At 60.2% G+C, this 14,980-nt stretch carries 17 protein-coding genes and 2 pseudogenes; 11 read left to right on the top strand and 8 right to left on the bottom strand.

All coding sequences use genetic code 11. The features are described 5' to 3' along the window. Positions 1-130: 130 nt before the first annotated feature. The 5 genes from sucD to sucC form a co-directional block, all read right to left on the bottom strand. Entirely contained in the window at positions 131-1,015 is an 885-nt protein-coding gene (sucD, locus tag ACERZ8_RS01550; RefSeq protein ID WP_407590362.1) for a succinate--CoA ligase subunit alpha, read from the bottom strand. 39 nt (positions 1,016-1,054) lie between these two features. Further along, complete coding sequence (locus tag ACERZ8_RS01545) at positions 1,055-1,846, bottom strand: class I SAM-dependent methyltransferase (RefSeq protein WP_407590361.1); 792 nt, start codon at positions 1,844-1,846, stop codon at positions 1,055-1,057. After that, complete coding sequence (locus ACERZ8_RS01540; protein WP_407590360.1) at positions 1,843-2,352, bottom strand: hypothetical protein; 510 nt, start codon at positions 2,350-2,352, stop codon at positions 1,843-1,845. The genes ACERZ8_RS01545 and ACERZ8_RS01540 overlap by 4 nt, the downstream gene beginning before the upstream one ends. 79 nt (positions 2,353-2,431) lie before the next feature. Next, complete coding sequence (locus ACERZ8_RS01535; protein ID WP_407590359.1) at positions 2,432-3,019, bottom strand: hypothetical protein; 588 nt, start codon at positions 3,017-3,019, stop codon at positions 2,432-2,434. A gap of 7 nt (positions 3,020-3,026) precedes the next feature. Further along, positions 3,027-4,220, bottom strand: coding sequence for an ADP-forming succinate--CoA ligase subunit beta (gene sucC / locus ACERZ8_RS01530; protein WP_407590358.1), 1,194 nt, complete (start codon positions 4,218-4,220; stop codon positions 3,027-3,029). 235 nt (positions 4,221-4,455) lie between these two features. On the opposite strand from sucC, the gene ACERZ8_RS01525 reads away from it, so the two are divergent. Together ACERZ8_RS01525 and ACERZ8_RS01520 are read left to right on the top strand one after the other, a co-directional pair. Further along, complete coding sequence (locus tag ACERZ8_RS01525; protein WP_407590357.1) at positions 4,456-5,106, top strand: glycosyltransferase family 2 protein; 651 nt, start codon at positions 4,456-4,458, stop codon at positions 5,104-5,106. Then, positions 5,085-5,444, top strand: coding sequence for a hypothetical protein (locus tag ACERZ8_RS01520; RefSeq protein ID WP_407594330.1), 360 nt, complete (start codon positions 5,085-5,087; stop codon positions 5,442-5,444). The genes ACERZ8_RS01525 and ACERZ8_RS01520 overlap by 22 nt, the downstream gene beginning before the upstream one ends. On the opposite strand, the gene ACERZ8_RS01515 is transcribed toward ACERZ8_RS01520, so the two are convergent. Then, positions 5,435-6,250, bottom strand: a complete 816-nt coding sequence (locus ACERZ8_RS01515) for an adenylate/guanylate cyclase domain-containing protein (protein WP_407590356.1) — start codon at positions 6,248-6,250, stop codon at positions 5,435-5,437. The genes ACERZ8_RS01520 and ACERZ8_RS01515 overlap by 10 nt on opposite strands. A gap of 71 nt (positions 6,251-6,321) precedes the next feature. Beyond that, positions 6,322-7,284, bottom strand: coding sequence for a malate dehydrogenase (mdh, locus tag ACERZ8_RS01510; protein ID WP_407590355.1), 963 nt, complete (start codon positions 7,282-7,284; stop codon positions 6,322-6,324). Between the two features lie 166 nt (positions 7,285-7,450). Between mdh and ACERZ8_RS01505 the strand changes: the two are divergent. After that, positions 7,451-8,207: pseudogene (locus ACERZ8_RS01505) on the top strand (sulfite exporter TauE/SafE family protein). After that, positions 8,204-8,671: a GNAT family N-acetyltransferase gene (locus ACERZ8_RS01500; protein ID WP_407590354.1), complete on the top strand. Its 468-nt coding sequence runs from the start codon at positions 8,204-8,206 to the stop codon at positions 8,669-8,671. The pseudogene ACERZ8_RS01505 and the gene ACERZ8_RS01500 overlap by 4 nt, the downstream one beginning before the upstream one ends. A 57-nt stretch (positions 8,672-8,728) precedes the next feature. On the opposite strand, the pseudogene ACERZ8_RS01495 reads toward ACERZ8_RS01500, so the two are convergent. After that, a pseudogene (locus tag ACERZ8_RS01495) lies at positions 8,729-9,035 on the bottom strand (hypothetical protein). A gap of 374 nt (positions 9,036-9,409) precedes the next feature. On the opposite strand from ACERZ8_RS01495, the gene ACERZ8_RS01490 reads away from it, so the two are divergent. From ACERZ8_RS01490 to ACERZ8_RS01460, 7 genes are all read left to right on the top strand, one after another. Then, the gene (locus ACERZ8_RS01490; RefSeq protein WP_407590353.1) at positions 9,410-10,273 is read left to right on the top strand and encodes an HpcH/HpaI aldolase/citrate lyase family protein; all 864 of its coding nucleotides are present in this window, start codon (positions 9,410-9,412) and stop codon (positions 10,271-10,273) included. Then, a complete protein-coding gene (locus tag ACERZ8_RS01485; protein WP_407590352.1) occupies positions 10,270-10,818 on the top strand; it encodes an NnrU family protein in 549 nt (182 codons plus the stop codon). Before ACERZ8_RS01490 ends, ACERZ8_RS01485 begins: the two co-directional genes overlap by 4 nt. Positions 10,819-10,822: 4 nt before the next feature. Next, the gene (locus ACERZ8_RS01480; RefSeq protein WP_407590351.1) at positions 10,823-11,026 is read left to right on the top strand and encodes a DUF1737 domain-containing protein; all 204 of its coding nucleotides are present in this window, start codon (positions 10,823-10,825) and stop codon (positions 11,024-11,026) included. Positions 11,027-11,028: 2 nt separating this feature from the next. After that, complete coding sequence (locus tag ACERZ8_RS01475; RefSeq protein WP_407590350.1) at positions 11,029-12,060, top strand: MaoC family dehydratase; 1,032 nt, start codon at positions 11,029-11,031, stop codon at positions 12,058-12,060. 257 nt (positions 12,061-12,317) lie between these two features. Then, on the top strand, positions 12,318-12,959 hold the full coding sequence (locus tag ACERZ8_RS01470; protein ID WP_407590349.1) for a DUF998 domain-containing protein: 642 nt from the start codon (positions 12,318-12,320) through the stop codon (positions 12,957-12,959). A gap of 10 nt (positions 12,960-12,969) precedes the next feature. After that, on the top strand, positions 12,970-13,491 hold the full coding sequence (locus ACERZ8_RS01465; RefSeq protein ID WP_407590348.1) for a DUF421 domain-containing protein: 522 nt from the start codon (positions 12,970-12,972) through the stop codon (positions 13,489-13,491). 263 nt (positions 13,492-13,754) lie between these two features. Then, positions 13,755-14,828, top strand: a complete 1,074-nt coding sequence (locus ACERZ8_RS01460; RefSeq protein WP_407590347.1) for a PRC-barrel domain-containing protein — start codon at positions 13,755-13,757, stop codon at positions 14,826-14,828. The last annotated feature ends 152 nt before the right edge of the window (positions 14,829-14,980 follow it).

Raw genomic sequence — 14,980 nt, 5'->3', positions numbered from 1 at the left:
CCATTTCTTACCGGCTCCCAAGCCCTGACCCGGGGCCCATTCCCCTTCAAAGGTTAAGGGATGGTAAAACCGCCCCTGTAACCCCTTGATTTTCCTCAGGCGAGGATGTGTCCCAGCGTGGGACACGCCTTTAGGCCTCGATGGCCTCCTTCACGGCCTCACCCAATGTCGCGGGGCTGTCGGCCACCACGATTCCGGCGGCGCGCATGGCCTCGATCTTGTCCTCGGCCCCGCCTTTGCCGCCCGCCACGATCGCGCCTGCATGGCCCATCCGGCGGCCCGGAGGGGCGGTGCGGCCCGCAATAAATCCAGCCGTCGGCTTCCAGCGGCCTGCCTTCTTTTCATCGGCCAGAAATTGTGCCGCGTCTTCTTCAGCCGACCCACCAATCTCACCGATCATGATGATGCTTTCCGTCTCCGGATCAGCCAGGAACATCTCCAGCACGTCGATATGTTCGGTCCCCTTGATCGGGTCGCCCCCGATGCCCACAGCCGACGACTGGCCATAGCCCAGATCGGTTGTCTGCTTGACCGCCTCATAGGTCAGCGTGCCCGAGCGCGAGACAACCCCACAGGAACCCCGCTTGTGGATGTGGCCGGGCATGATCCCGATCTTGCAGGCGTCGGGTGTGATGACACCGGGACAGTTTGGGCCGATCAGGCGGGATTTCGATCCTTCCAGCGCGCGCTGCACCCGCATCATGTCCAGAACGGGGATGCCTTCGGTGATGCACACGATCAGCGGCATTTCCGCGTCGATAGCCTCAAGGATCGAGTCGGCTGCAAACGGGGGCGGCACGTAAATCACCGACGCGTTCGCCTCGGTCATCTCCATCGCCTCGTGGACCGAGTTGTAGACGGGCAAGTCCAGATGCGTTTGCCCACCTTTGCCCGGTGTGACGCCGCCGACCATCTTGGTGCCATAGGCGATCGCCTGTTCAGTGTGGAACGTGCCTTGTGAGCCGGTCAGGCCCTGGCAGATCACCTTGGTGTTTTCGTCAATCAGTACGGCCATTTTGGGCGTCTCCTTCGGGGTATTTCGGGAATTGATGTGTCATGCGGCCACCTGCGGTTTGCGCAGCAGCGCCTTGATATTGTCGTCGATGGGCAGGCCAATGCGGTTGACCAGATGGGTGGTGAACCCGGCGCGCCGCGCAGTGTCGCGCAGGGTCGGGAGGGTGAAGTATGTGACATGATCGGGGTAGCGGAACCCGCACCATTTGGGACCGATCACATGCCGGTTGATCGAACCAAAGTTGGGCACCCGCACATAGACCGCACCACCGGGTTTGAGGGCGCGAAACACGCCCGTGAGGATGCCCATGAGGTCAATCTCGTGTTCGAGATAGGAATGCATCAGCACACCATCGAACATCTCCGGATCGAAATCCCAAATCGCCTCGGCCCCGGCTCCGTGTACGCAATAGCCACCACGTGCGCGCATGGCCTTGTCAGCATGGGCGTGCAGGGCGCGGCTCAGTTCAATACCGTAAGGGATCATCGGTTCAGGCACGTTCTGATAGCCGCCGCAACCGATATCCAGCACCTTGCCGTTGTTGAACCAGCCGCCCAGCTTGCCGTGTTTGCTTTTATGGGTCAGGCCAAGCTGTTCCCGCAAGCGGCGGATCACGGGGCTCAGGCCGGTTGATCCACCGGTTTTCTTCTTTTCTTCGTAAGTCTTTTCCCGGGCAAAATCTTCTTCGAGTGCTTCGTACGCCACGGGGTTGCGCAGGTAGGTCAGATGGCAGGCGTCGCATGTGGCCACGTGCCAAAGGTCCTGACTGTAGGCGTCGAGGCGGGTGGCCGAGGGATCATCGCAACCGGGGCAGGGACGCAGATCGCTCATTCGCTCAGCCCCATGCCGGGGGGCAGACGGTCGACACGGATGAAGGTCTCGGGGCCATCCCGGGTGCCGATATGGACCACGGCGACGCGTTTGCGCAGCAATTCACGGGCATCGAGATAGGCGGTGCCTGCATTGGGCTCATAAGGAGAGGTCAGCGGAATCGAGGTACCAAAGACGGGCGGTGTGGCCATCTTGGCCTGCACTTCGGTCACGGCATCCGCCGCGTGATCGCCGTCAAAAGCCACCTCGCAGCGCCGTTCAGCATGTGCGGGGGTGCCGGGGGCGGGCTGCAGCGTCTTGTCCCAGAAGGTGAGGGTGAAGGGCAGGGGGTCGCCCACCAGATCGGTCATGTTGGCACGGGCCTGTGCAGGCGTCTGACCGGCCTTGAAGCAATAGGCGGTAAAGGCGTCGATGGCCGGGTGGGCGCTGGCTGCACCAAATGGCGCATGGCCGATCAGCGCCACGCACCAGATGGCACCCGCTGGCAGGATGCGCCACCGGGTCATTGGCGCCCCCGCATGTCCAAAGATGCAAACTGCATTTCCTGCTGTGGCGGCGCGGCAAAATATGTGTCGGCACCCAAGATCATGGACCAGCCCGCTCGATCCGAAGGCTGTGCAAGGTCAGACCGCCCTCGTGCAACGTTGCGATCATCGGCTGGACTACGTCATCGGTCCAATTGCGGACATAGATCACATGAGAGCCCCACCAGATCACGCTTTCGATCTGTGGCGGAACGTCGAGCAGATCGCCGCCTGTCGTTGTTGCGCCCGGGAAACGCGACGCTACGGCATCCTTGAAAAGTTGAATTGACCCGGCGGGATCAGCAGTGTCGGACCTGTTGCAGTCGAGCGAGCAAAATGTGTAGCGTGCGTCGCCCAGCACGGCGATGCTGGCGCGCTCCCAAATGCCATCTTCCCCTCCCGCTGCCGTTGTGCGCGACACAACAAGGGTCGAGCCGTCTGCGGAATTTGACAGTGTGACATTGGGGTCGGACGACAAAGGCGCAACATAACTTTCGAGATCGGAAAACGCCGTCCCGCAGGTGGTCGCATATCGCGCCACGCATTGATCGACCAGAACAGGCAGTGTCATTTCCTGTCCGGCCGAACCTTGCGCACTGGTCAACAGCGCGAAACCTGCCACTGCGATGCAGCTGTTGCGGGTGCTCATCGTGGGGTTACCCCTTCACCGCTTTCACGATCTTCTGCGCGCCGTCCTTGAGGTCGTCCGCTGCAATCACGTCGACATCGGAATTGTTGATGATGTCCTTGCCCGCTTCGACATTCGTGCCCTCAAGACGGACCACCAGCGGCACTTTCAAACCCACTTCTTTCACGGCGGCCACCACCCCTTCGGCGATCACATCGCAGCGCATGATGCCGCCAAAGATGTTGACCAGAATGCCTTTGACCTGCGGGTCCGAGGTAATGATCTTGAACGCTTCGGTGACCTTTTCCTTGGTCGCACCGCCGCCCACATCGAGGAAGTTGGCAGGCTCAGCACCGTAGAGTTTGATGATGTCCATCGTCGCCATGGCCAGACCCGCGCCGTTCACCATGCAGCCAATCTCGCCGTCCAGCGCAATGTAATTGAGGTCGTATTTGGAGGCGGCAAGTTCCTTGGGGTCTTCCTCGGTCTCGTCGCGGAGTTCATTGATGTCGGCGTGGCGGTACATGGCGTTGCCATCAAAGCTGATCTTGGCATCCAGCACCTTCAGATCACCGCTGTCCGTCACGATCAACGGGTTGATCTCCAGCATCTCCATGTCTTTTTCCATGAACGCTTTGTAAAGCAGGCTCATGAGGCCCACGCATTGTTTGACCTGCTTGCCGCTCAGACCCAGCGCAAAGGCGATGCGGCGACCGTGGAAGGCCTGATAACCGGTGGCGGGATCAACGGAAAAGCTCAGGATCTTTTCGGGGGTCGCGGCGGCGACTTCTTCGATGTCCATACCGCCCTCGGTCGAGCAGACAAAGCTGACGCGGCTGGTCTGGCGATCAACCAGCAGGGCCAGATACATCTCGGTCTCAATACCCGAGCCATCCTCGATATAGATGCGGTTGACCTGTTTGCCGACGGGGCCGGTCTGGTGGGTGACCAGCGTGCGGCCCAGCATCTTCTTGGCTTCTTCGGCGGCCTCGCTTGCGGATTTGGTCAGGCGCACGCCGCCTTTCTCGCCCGCGTCGGCCTCTTTGAACGTCCCCTTGCCGCGCCCGCCTGCGTGGATCTGTGCCTTGACCACCCAAAGCGGGCCGTCCATTTCGCCGGCGGCTGTCTTTGCGTCTTCGGCGCGCAAAACGACACGTCCGTCCGAAACGGGAGCCCCGTAGCTGCGCAGAAGGGCTTTGGCCTGGTATTCGTGGATGTTCATGAGCGTAAGGTCCCGTATTGATGCATCTCAGTTGGCCCTATACGAACAGGACTGAACGTGGCGTAAACCGCGAATGTGCCTAGGGGGCGGTTTTTGCGCAGAAAAGTGAATTTTGTGATCACTGCCCAAAAATGTGTGATCACAAAATTATCCTGTTGCTACAAAAGGGAATCAAGTGCCGCCAGCGCAGACCAGTCCATCGCACCCGGAAACGGCCCCGAGTTGGGGTGTCGTGATGACAGTCAACGAACCTGCGGCACTGGTTCTTTGCAATGTGCGCTGGCATCTGGCGACCGGTGCGCAGGCGGTTCACGTCTATCTGGATGATCCGACGGACCCCGTAGCCGGGGCCTTGAATGCCATCAAGGGATGTCATGTGACACTGTGCGATGATGGTCACTGGGCGTGCCATCGTGGCAAGCGTGGGCAACCCGCCTCGCAAATGCGCCGTCAGTCGATCAATGCGAATGCAGCCAAGGACGTGGCGCGCACCAATTGGCTGTTTCACATCGATGCGGATGAATTCATCTGGCAAGACCTTCCGCTGGCTGACGAATTGGCTGGGGGTATCGCCGACAGGACTGAAGTGAATTTGCCCGTGCTGGAACGGCTGTTCCCGCATGATGTTGCGCAGGCCAGTCTGTTTGACGGCATCTTTCGCGCCACCAGCGATCTGAGTGCCACTGATCAATCCGTCGCTTTTGGCCCGTTCGCCGCGATGATGAAACGCGGGCAGTATTCACATGGCGCGGGCAAGAGCGGGGTGCGCGTGCATGATGATCTGCGCCTTGGGGTGCACAATGCGACCGAGCGGCGGGGGGCAAGTGGAGACGCTCGGCGCGTCATGTTTCGAACACGGCGCGGTTGCTGCATTTTGATGGTCTGACGCCGTTGCACTGGGTGATCAAGATGATGCGGTATCGCCGCACTCCGACTGAGGTGCAAAAGACCATCCTGCAATCGCATCGTGCAGAACAGATCGAATGGATGCTGGAGCGATGCGCGACCATGACGGACGCACTGGCGGCTCACGCCAAGCTACTCCAGGCAACGCCGGAACGGTGCGCACAACTGGCGCAGTTCGATCTGTTGTGCGAGGTGCCCTTTGATCCAGGTGCAGTGATTGGAGGCAACACACCCTACCTCTCGCCCGCCGCATTTGACGCTGACCTGCTGGAAAGAAACCCGTGGGTGCATGACCTGCTGAGGTTGGATCAGGCCTGAGACGTCTCAGTCGCGCGCAGCTTGCTCCATTTGCGATAGAGGATGACGATCAGCACCGCTGTGGGGATCAGAGTTACCGCGGGCGGCAGTCCGGCTGCAATGTCCAGAGCGGCCAATCCGACGATGCCGCCGCCCAGCCGCCAGCGGTCTTTCTTGAACTGCGCACGCGCCGCTTCGACCTCGGGCGATGCGGGGACTGGCAGCGGTTCAGGGTCAATGGGCGGACTTGGCTCGGGCCTGCTTGGCTCCACTTTGGGTCCCAAATTGTCGAGCAGACGTGGCACGTTCAGCCCTTGCGCAACGACGGCGTACAGTCCGACCTCATCCGCCAGATGTTTTGGGGTCGCCGGACCCAGCGGGCGTAATTCGACGCCTTCGATCTTGCCGCGCACGTGGTCAAACACCTGTTGAGAGACCAGGACTCCACCGATTTCAGCCATTTCCTGCAGACGCGCTGCAAGGTTCACACCATCACCCAGAAGGTCGTCCCCTTCGATGATGACATCGTCCAGGTGCACGCCAAGGCGAAACGGAAGCATATCGCCGCGCTCGTTCAGGGTGGTCTGGATCAGGATGGCGCAGCGCACGGCGCGCACAACGGACGGGAATTCGGCGATCAGACCGTCACCCGACGTGTTCGCGATGCGCCCGCCCGCGTCAGCAATCGCTGTGTCGATTACGCCGCGTGCGGCACGTAGCGCCCGCACGGTGCCCTCTTCGTCGCGGTTCATCCGGCCGGAATAGTTGGCGGCATCCGCGGCAAGGATAGTGGTGAGCTTGCGATCTATGGGGCGCGACTGTGGCATGAGGGGCATATAGCAACGAAAAAGGCCGGACGCGACTGCGCCCGGCCAGAAAAATCACGAAACAGGTCGGATCAGGTCAGGCTGTCGTCGATGCCCTTGCAGGCGTCCACAAGGCCTTTGACGGCCGCGACCGAGCTGTCGAACATCGCCTGCTCGTCCTTGGTCATCTGGATATCGATCACCTTTTCGACGCCGCCCGCGCCAATCACGGTCGGCACACCAACATACATACCCTTGAGGCCAAGCGCGCCATCGACATAGGCCGCACAGGGCAGAACGCGCTTTTGGTCCTTGAGGTAGGCCTCGGCCATCTCAATCGCCGATGTGGCTGGTGCGTAAAAGGCCGAACCGGTTTTCAGCAGGCCAACGATTTCGGCACCGCCATCGCGGGTGCGCTGGACGATCGCATCCAGTTTCTCTTGGGTGGTCCAGCCCATCTTGACCAGATCGGGCAGCGGGATGCCCGCAACAGTCGAATAGCGGGTCAGTGGCACCATCGTATCGCCGTGCCCACCCAGAACAAAGGCCGTGACGTCGCGCATCGACACGCCGAATTCTTCGGACAGGAAGTGGCGGAAACGCGCGCTGTCGAGCACGCCAGCCATGCCGCAGACTTTCTCGTGGGGCAGGCCCGAAAATTCGCGCAACGCCCAGACCATCGCGTCCAGCGGGTTGGTGATGCAGATGACAAAGGCGTTCGGCGCGTGATCGCGGATGCCCTCGCCCACCGATTTCATGACCTTGAGGTTGATGCCCAACAGGTCATCCCGGCTCATCCCCGGCTTGCGGGGCACACCGGCGGTCACGATGCACACATCTGCGCCCGCGATGTCGGAATAGGACTGTGTCCCGCTCATCTTGGCATCAAAGCCTTCGGACGGGCCGGATTCCGCGATGTCGAGGGCTTTGCCTTCGGGTGTGCCTTCGGCAATATCGAACAGGACCACATCGCCTAATTCCTTGAGGGCTGCGAGGTGGGCAAGTGTGCCGCCGATCTGACCGGCGCCGATCAGGGCAATCTTGGGTCTGGCCATGGGTGAAATTCTCCGCACTAGGGGTTTTCGTTGGCGCGGTGCCTAGCGCGCATGGGCGCGCCGTGCAAGTGTGCTGCAGTGCGGCGAGGTGTTTCGTGATCGCTGGCCGGTCGCGCAACCCTGGTCTAAAGGGTGAGGAACGCGGGCTTTTTCAAGGGGGCGGGACATGTTGGAGCTGGATCTCTGGTTTTTCGCCATTGCCGCGCCTGCCATCGTCTTTGCCGGAATATCCAAGGGCGGCTTTGGGTCGGGCGCGGCTTTTGCGGCGACATCGATTCTGGCGCTGGTTGTTGAGCCGGGGCTGGCGCTGGGCGTCACGCTGCCGCTGCTTATGTTGATCGATGCCGCGTCCCTGCGGCCCTATTGGGGCAAATGGAATTGGCAGATTTCGCGACGCATGATCCTTGGGGGACTGCCCGGTGTGGCGCTCGGTGCGTGGCTTTTTGCGCGCACAGATGCAGATGTGTTCCGGTTGCTGATCGGTGCGATTTCAATTGCTTTCGTGGTCTGGCAGGTCGGACGGGCCCGGGGCTGGATCTCGGATGGCGGAACGGGCCCTGCCGAACTGGGTCGGGATGCTCACGGGGGCCGTTGCCGGGTTCACCAGCTTTGTCAGTCACGCGGGCGGCCCACCCGCAGCGGTCTATCTGCTGTCGTTGAAGCTGGGGAAAACCACCTATCAGGCCAACACTGTGCTGATCTTTTCGGCGATCAATGTCTTCAAATTCGTGCCTTACGCCTTTCTTGGCATGTTCACCCTGCAGACATTTACCGCAAATCTTGCATTGGCACCTTTTGCCCTGTTGGGCACTTGGTTGGGCGTCAAGGCGCACCACTGGATGCCCGAGCGGGCGTTCTTCCTACTGACATATGTATTGTTGATCCTCACGGGGACGAAACTGATCTGGGATGGGCTGACATGAGTGTGCGATTGCTTTCTGCATCAGACGGAACCGACGCGCTTGCGCTTTATGCGCACCTTGTCGGGGATCAGCAGCTCGGGGACCTGACGGATTTTGCTGGGATGGTTGATCATCCCGGCACGCAGGTCAGAGGTGCTTTTGAAAATGGTGCATTGGTGGCCGTGGCGACGCTGCACATCCTACCCAACATCACGCAACAAGGGCGCAGCTATGCGCTGATCGAAAATGTCGTGACGCACCGGGATCATCGCGGGCAGGGGTTTGGCCGCGCCGTGATGAATTCCGCGATGGAGGCAGCGTGGGCGGCCGGCTGTTACAAGATCATGCTGCTGTCGGGCAAAAAGGGGCAGGCGCGCGGGTTCTACGAGGCTTTGGGATTTGGCGCGGATGAAAAGTGGGGGATGACGATCCGCCGCGCGCCGACGCGTCAATCAAATAGCGATACGTCCCAAGGCGGTGCCTGACATGAAAAAGGCGCACCCGTCGGCGCGCCTTGCAGGTTTGAAACGAGTCGTCAGTGCTCAGGCGTCGTTGCCCTTGGCAGGCAGCGCCTCGGCCAACTCTTCAAAGGCCTGACCGCTTGCAACCAGGCAGGTCACACCGTTCGGGGATGTCACCGTAATGGTCCACGTTCCGGATCTCGTCCGAGGCAAACACCTCGACCACCGCGTTATTGGCCCCAAGCCCCATGGATTGACGGGTCTCGCCATAGCCCTCGGCCAGTCGGTTCACCACCAATTCGCGCGGGCCGCAATTGCGGGCCTGCTGCGCGGCGGCCATGCCCGACGTGATCAGGTTCAGCGCCGCCGCCGTGACGAGCGTACCCATCGTCATCAAAGTCATTTTCCGTGTCATTTTGTTCAGCCTTTCACAATGGAAGGCGTCACCTCTGGTCATCTGGCCCAACCGGTCTTCCCGGTGATGACCGGGCGGCCCCGGTTCATATCGCATTCCGCGTTCTCTCATTTTCCGCAAAAGTGTTCAGCGGCCCAGCTGAAACGGCCCTCCCGGAGATGTCGGAATGCACGCAGGGTGCGCTTAGGCTCTGAATTAATGGTTAATGCCGCGTTCGGTGATCTGTTCAATTTGATCTTTGCAGATGGTGAAGATGGAATTTTCTGCGATGCGGCACATCCGGTCTTGAACTATCTGGAAAATAATTGCACCTCTCCGCGCAACTTTATGACTCTACGGAGGCTCACATGACCATCGCCCGCCCGCTGCGTTCCGTTCTGTATATCCCCGGCTCCAAACCGCGTGCGCTGGACAAGGCGCGCGGACTTCCGGTGGATGCGATCATCTTCGATCTCGAGGACGCCGTGTCGCTGGAGGAAAAAGAGGCCGCCCGCGACACCCTTGCCGACGCACTGAGCACGGGCGGTTATGGGGCGCGTATGAAGATCATCCGCATCAACGGCCTCGAAACGCCGTGGGGGCGAGCGGATGCAAAGGCCGCTGTCAAAATGGGGGCAGATGCGATCCTGCTGCCCAAGGTATCCGCGCCGTCAGATCTGGATGCACTTCCCGAGATCACCGGTGATACGCCGCTGTGGGCGATGATGGAAACAGCGCTTGGGATGCTCAACGCGGCAAGCATTGCCGCGCATCCCAAGCTGACGGGCATGGTGATGGGCACCAACGATCTGGCCAAGGAATTGCAGACACGCGCGCGTCCTGACCGTTTGCCCATGCAAACGGGACTGGGATTGTGCCTGCTGGCCGCCAAGGCGCACGGGCTTGCGATCATCGACGGGGTTTATAACGCGTTCAAGGACGAGGCAGGGCTTGCGGCGGAATGCGCGCAAGGGCGCGACATGGGATTTGACGGCAAAACGCTGATTCACCCGGCCCAGATCGACATCGCAAATGCGGCGTTTTCGCCGTCCGAGGCTGACGTCGACCTTGCACGCCGCCAGATCGACGCCTTTGAAGCCGCCGAAGCCTCGGGGCAGGGTGTTGCGGTCGTCGATGGACGTATCGTTGAAAATCTGCACATCGTGACGGCGCGCGAAACACTGGCCAAAACGCAGGCCATCGCAGCCCTTGCAGCGGAGAGCAGCACATGACCCTTCTTATCCTCGGCCTGATCCTCTGGATCGTGGCGCATTACTTCAAACGTCTCGCCCCCGATTTGCGCGCCAGCATGGGCAATCCCGGCAAGGGTGTCGTCGCGTTGCTGATCGTGGTCAGCGTGCTGGCCATGATCTTTGGGTACAAATGGGCGCCGTTTATCCCCGTCTGGTTTCCGCCCGCTTTCATGGTGCACATCAACAACCTGCTGATGTTGGTCGCCTTTTTCGTCTATGGCATGTCTGCGACCACGGGCCGTTTGCGGGGCAAGATGCGTCATCCGCAACTGACAGCGGTCAAGATCTGGGCCGTGGCGCACCTGCTGGTGAACGGCGACCTGGCCTCGATCATCCTGTTCGGCGGATTGCTCGCCTGGGCCATCGGTTCGGTCATCCTCATCAATCGGGCCGAACCAGACTGGAAACGTCCCAAGCCGGGCGACGCAAAAAAGGACATTCTGGTGGTTGTGATCACGCTGGTCATGTTCGGCGTCGTGGCCGGTATCCACATCTGGGCCGGTGTCTGGCCATTTCCGGGTTAAGCATATGAAACTCTATCGTTTTCTGTCCGAAGTGGACACGTCAGCCTTTTGTCACAAAGTCACCGAGGCGCTGAACAAAGGGTGGGAGTTGCACGGCAGCCCGACCCAGACTTGGGATCATGCGGCAGGGGTCATGCGCTGTGGACAGGCGGTGACCAAAGAGGTGACCGGCACCTATACCGCTGACACCAAACTTGGGGCGCACTGAGCATGGGCAAGACAAATCAGGGCCGGTTCTTTGAGGATTACAAGGTCGGCGATGTGCTGATCCACGCCGTGCCACGCACCGTCGGGCAGGGGGAGCGCGCGCTCTATCATGCGCTCTACCCGGCGCGGCATGCGCTTTATTCCTCGGATGCCTTTGCGCAGACCTGCGGGCTGCCAGCCGCGCCACTGGATGACCTGATCGCCTTTCACACCGTGTTTGGCAAAACCGTGCCGGACGTGTCGCTGAACGCTGTTGCCAACCTTGGATATGCCGAGGGGCGCTGGCTGGCACCGGTCTGGCCGGGCGACACGCTGACTGCGCAATCCGAAGTGATCGGGGTCAAGCAGAACTCCAACGGCAAGACAGGTGTGGTCTGGGTCCGCACGACAGGGCGCAATCAGAACGGCGATGCTGTGCTCGAATATGTCCGGTGGGTGATGGTGAGGAAGGGCAACCTTGATGCGCCTGCACCGGACACAAGTGTTCCCGATCTGACCAAGGTCGTTTCCGCCGAAAACCTCGTTGTGCCTCAGGGTCTGACCTTTGCCAATTACGACTTTGCGCTGGCCGGAGAGGCGCATCGCCTGAGGGACTACGACATCGGTGAACAGATCAATCACGTAGATGGCGTGACGGTGGAAGAGGCCGAGCACATGATGGCCACCCGCCTGTGGCAAAACACCGCCAAAGTGCATTTTGACACCTCGGCCCGGCCGGACGGTACGCGCCTGATCTATGGGGGTCACGTGATCTCGATGGCGCGCGCACTGTCGTTCAATGGGCTCGCGAACGCGCAAATGGTCGTGGGGCTGAATGCCGGGGCCCATGCCAATCCGTGTCTCGCAGGCGACACCATCCGGGCCTGGAGCGAGGTGCTGGACAAGGCCGACACCAGCGCTCCCGGCGTCGGTGCAATCCGGCTTCGACTGGTTGCGACCAAAGGAGAGGCAGATTTCAGTCTGCGCGGTGATGATGGCAAATACCGGCCCGAGGTATTGCTTGATCTGGATTACTGGGCGCTGATGCCGGTTTAGGGTGTGCCAGCCAGATTGGTAGGATCGTGAAAAACCGGTTCAGATGGTGTCGGCACATCGGCTGCACTGCCAACAATCCATAGGCAGACGACGACACTTTCCCGCGCAATCCTGTCAGAGATTAGGGTCTTGCCACTGTGGACATGAGCGCAACTTGCTACAGTTCAACAAATGCCTGAAATTGCTGAGATCGGTGATCCTCAGTAGGGTTCTGGTTCACGCCGTCCAACATGCTCACCCGCGCGAAAGGCCCCTGAATGAACCGCACACCTGTCGCCCCGAATTCAATGCTGCTTGTCGCATCTGCCTGGGTGGCGATCGCAGGAACAGTCGCGCTGCTGTTGGGGAATATCATCGGGAGTATCGTCGTCCCGGATCATGACTGGGTGGCAGACACTGTAAGTGATCTGGCTGCTGGCCGATACGAAATCATACAGGACGTCGCCCTTTATGGCTTTGCAGGCTCGTTGATCGCCTGTGCCATCGCAGCCGCGCATCTGCATCTGGATGGTACGCGCTGGAACATCGGCATTGCTTGCCTTGCGCTTCTGGCGATGTGCGTTGTCGTGATTGGCGCGCGCAATGAATACGGCGACAACGATAACGAAGGCATCGTTGTCCACATCTATGTCGTATATGTGCTGGGAATACTGTTCGCTGCCCTGTTTCTGGCGATGGCGCGGGGGCTGTCCAGCATCTCCAGAAGATATGGCGTGATCAGCTCCTGTTGCGGCGCACTCTGGATCGTCGGCGCGCCTGCCTTCTTCTTCATGCCGACCGGGTATGATGGCGCATTTGAGCGGGGATTGGGCGTGATCGCCATGGTCTGGGTCACCTCGTTTGGCTGGATGCTGTTCGCGGTCGCCAAAGACACCAACCAATCCGAAGACAAATCATGAGGGTGCCGCAGTGATCCTGGAACACGCAGTGGCAGATGCCATCGCCAAGGGCCTGCTGCTGAGTGTCCTTGGCCTAGCTTGGATCATTTTGCTCGTGCGTATCGTGGGTTTGCGGTCGTTCTCGAAGATGACGAACTTTGATTTTGTGATGACCGTCGCGATGGGGTCTCTTCTGGCAGGGGCCGCACAAACCGGCACGTGGGTTGATCTCGTTCAGACTATGACGGCGATGGCCGCGCTTTTTGCTGTACAGTTTGGCATCGCGTATGCGCGCCAGCGTTCAGATGCGTTGGATGCAAGGTTGCAGAACGCGCCGGTCCTTTTGATGCGGGATGGTGAGATCCTGCATGCAGCGCTGCGGCGCACACGGGTGACCGAGGCAGACCTGATCGCGAAACTGCGTGAGGCCAATGCGCTCGAAATATCGTCTGTTCGGGCCGTGATCCTGGAGGCGACCGGGGACGTTTCGGTCCTTCACGGCGCGCAGGTCGATGAAAAGCTTTTGAGCGGTGTCGATCTCGGCACCCGGTAGCGAGCGCCACTAGCGCTTGCAAACATTGAAAAACTTGTCCGGGATTAGTGTCTGCGCGCAACCGATCCGTTCTAGCCCTGCTAGCATGAAAGCAGCTTCAAGGACTGGCAGCTCTGCCCGTTCAAGCGTTTGGAGGATGCGACGGCAAAGCCCCCAAGGCAGCGCCGTCCAAGTCCTCTGCAAATCAACTTTTGGCCAAGATGACACATCTTGCGCACACGCCTTCGGGCGGTGCCGGGACTTGGCTATGAGAAGGAAACTATATGACTCCGACACTAAAAACTCTCCTTGGCACAGTTGCAGTTGGCGCGTTTGTCGCCACCGGCGCACTTGCCCAATCCAGCACGGACGCCGACCAGACCGTCGTTCCGACAGAAGGTGGCCAAGTCGTCGTTGAACAGGAAGATGCAACCGTCAACGTGACCGTGCCCGATCCCAATGTCGAAGTGACCCAAGGCCAGCCCGTGGTCACGGTCGAGCAACCCCAACCCGAAATCACGGTTGTCGTGCCCGAACCGACAGTGAACGTCCGCCAGCAGGCGCCCATCATCACCGTTGAGCAGGCCCAGCCGCAGATCACTGTCGTGATCCCTGAGCCGGTTGTAACCGTCATGGTACCCAAGCCGGAGGTTGACGTTGAAACCGGCGAGCCGATCATCGATCTTGATCAACCGGAACCCGTCGTGCGCTTTATTCGTCCCGAGCCGAAGATCACGATTCAGGAGGCGCAGCCCCGCGTCGAATTCCAGCAGGGTGAAGCGCAGGTGAACATTTCCGACGCGCAGGATGCGCAGGTCGATGTCACTCAAGAAGAAGCGCAAGTGAACGTGGAACAGGCCGACAGCGCCAATGTGTCCGTCACCAGCGAAGAGCCTGAGGTCAACGTCGTTGACGGCGGCGAAGCCAATGTCGAGATCGAGCAAATGCAGGCCCGCGTCGTGATGGAAGACTTCAACGCGGACGAAGCGGGCAACATGGCCGACGAAGACCGCGCACGCTATCAGGAGGCGGTGAAGGTTCTGCCGATTTTCGACCGCAAGGCCGAAGACCTGATCGGGCGCAGTGTTGCCACTGAGACAGGTGAAGATGTGGGTGAAGTTGATTTCATCGGTATGCGCGGTCAGACACTCGTCGCCATTGTTGGCGTTGGTGGCTTCCTTGGCATGGGTGAAAACGAAGTCGCTGTGCCGGTTGAAAAATTGATCCTGCGCGAAGACGAGCTGATCCTGCCTGAGTTCACTCAGACCCAGCTTGAGAATATGCCCGAATACAACGAGAGCGAAGTGCGTGTCCTTGACCCGGGCTTGCGTCTGGCCGAGCAACTCGGTCTCGACTGAGTATCAGTGTGGTGCGGGCAACGTCCCGCATCTCTCTGATTGTGTTAACGAGTGTGCTGCCGCTGGTGTCCCCCGGCGGCAGTTGTTTTGCTTTAGAGCTTTGGGCAGGGATGATGCGCGCGGCCACGTCACTTGCGTAACCCTGTCCCTCA

The organism is Tateyamaria armeniaca, from assembly GCF_045797845.1.
In the GTDB taxonomy this organism is placed as follows: domain Bacteria; phylum Pseudomonadota; class Alphaproteobacteria; order Rhodobacterales; family Rhodobacteraceae; genus Tateyamaria; species Tateyamaria armeniaca.
The sequence above is the reverse complement of the archived record's forward strand: the minus strand, read 5'-3'. Positions and strand labels throughout refer to the sequence as shown.

What these genes read in the sequence shown, in the direction of transcription:
- ACERZ8_RS01515 (WP_407590356.1), bottom strand. Translation starts at nt 6,250, where the DNA reads ATGCCACAGTCGCGCCCCATAGATCGCAAGCTCACCACTATCCTTGCC.
- ACERZ8_RS01545 (WP_407590361.1), bottom strand. Translation starts at nt 1,846, where the DNA reads ATGAGCGATCTGCGTCCCTGCCCCGGTTGCGATGATCCCTCGGCCACC.
- ACERZ8_RS01485 (WP_407590352.1), top strand. Translation starts at nt 10,270, where the DNA reads ATGACCCTTCTTATCCTCGGCCTGATCCTCTGGATCGTGGCGCATTAC.
- sucD (WP_407590362.1), bottom strand. Translation starts at nt 1,015, where the DNA reads ATGGCCGTACTGATTGACGAAAACACCAAGGTGATCTGCCAGGGCCTG.
- mdh (WP_407590355.1), bottom strand. Translation starts at nt 7,284, where the DNA reads ATGGCCAGACCCAAGATTGCCCTGATCGGCGCCGGTCAGATCGGCGGC.
- ACERZ8_RS01480 (WP_407590351.1), top strand. Translation starts at nt 10,823, where the DNA reads ATGAAACTCTATCGTTTTCTGTCCGAAGTGGACACGTCAGCCTTTTGT.
- ACERZ8_RS01540 (WP_407590360.1), bottom strand. Translation starts at nt 2,352, where the DNA reads ATGACCCGGTGGCGCATCCTGCCAGCGGGTGCCATCTGGTGCGTGGCG.
- ACERZ8_RS01470 (WP_407590349.1), top strand. Translation starts at nt 12,318, where the DNA reads ATGAACCGCACACCTGTCGCCCCGAATTCAATGCTGCTTGTCGCATCT.
- ACERZ8_RS01490 (WP_407590353.1), top strand. Translation starts at nt 9,410, where the DNA reads ATGACCATCGCCCGCCCGCTGCGTTCCGTTCTGTATATCCCCGGCTCC.
- ACERZ8_RS01500 (WP_407590354.1), top strand. Translation starts at nt 8,204, where the DNA reads ATGAGTGTGCGATTGCTTTCTGCATCAGACGGAACCGACGCGCTTGCG.
- ACERZ8_RS01525 (WP_407590357.1), top strand. Translation starts at nt 4,456, where the DNA reads ATGACAGTCAACGAACCTGCGGCACTGGTTCTTTGCAATGTGCGCTGG.
- ACERZ8_RS01475 (WP_407590350.1), top strand. Translation starts at nt 11,029, where the DNA reads ATGGGCAAGACAAATCAGGGCCGGTTCTTTGAGGATTACAAGGTCGGC.
- ACERZ8_RS01460 (WP_407590347.1), top strand. Translation starts at nt 13,755, where the DNA reads ATGACTCCGACACTAAAAACTCTCCTTGGCACAGTTGCAGTTGGCGCG.
- ACERZ8_RS01535 (WP_407590359.1), bottom strand. Translation starts at nt 3,019, where the DNA reads ATGAGCACCCGCAACAGCTGCATCGCAGTGGCAGGTTTCGCGCTGTTG.
- sucC (WP_407590358.1), bottom strand. Translation starts at nt 4,220, where the DNA reads ATGAACATCCACGAATACCAGGCCAAAGCCCTTCTGCGCAGCTACGGG.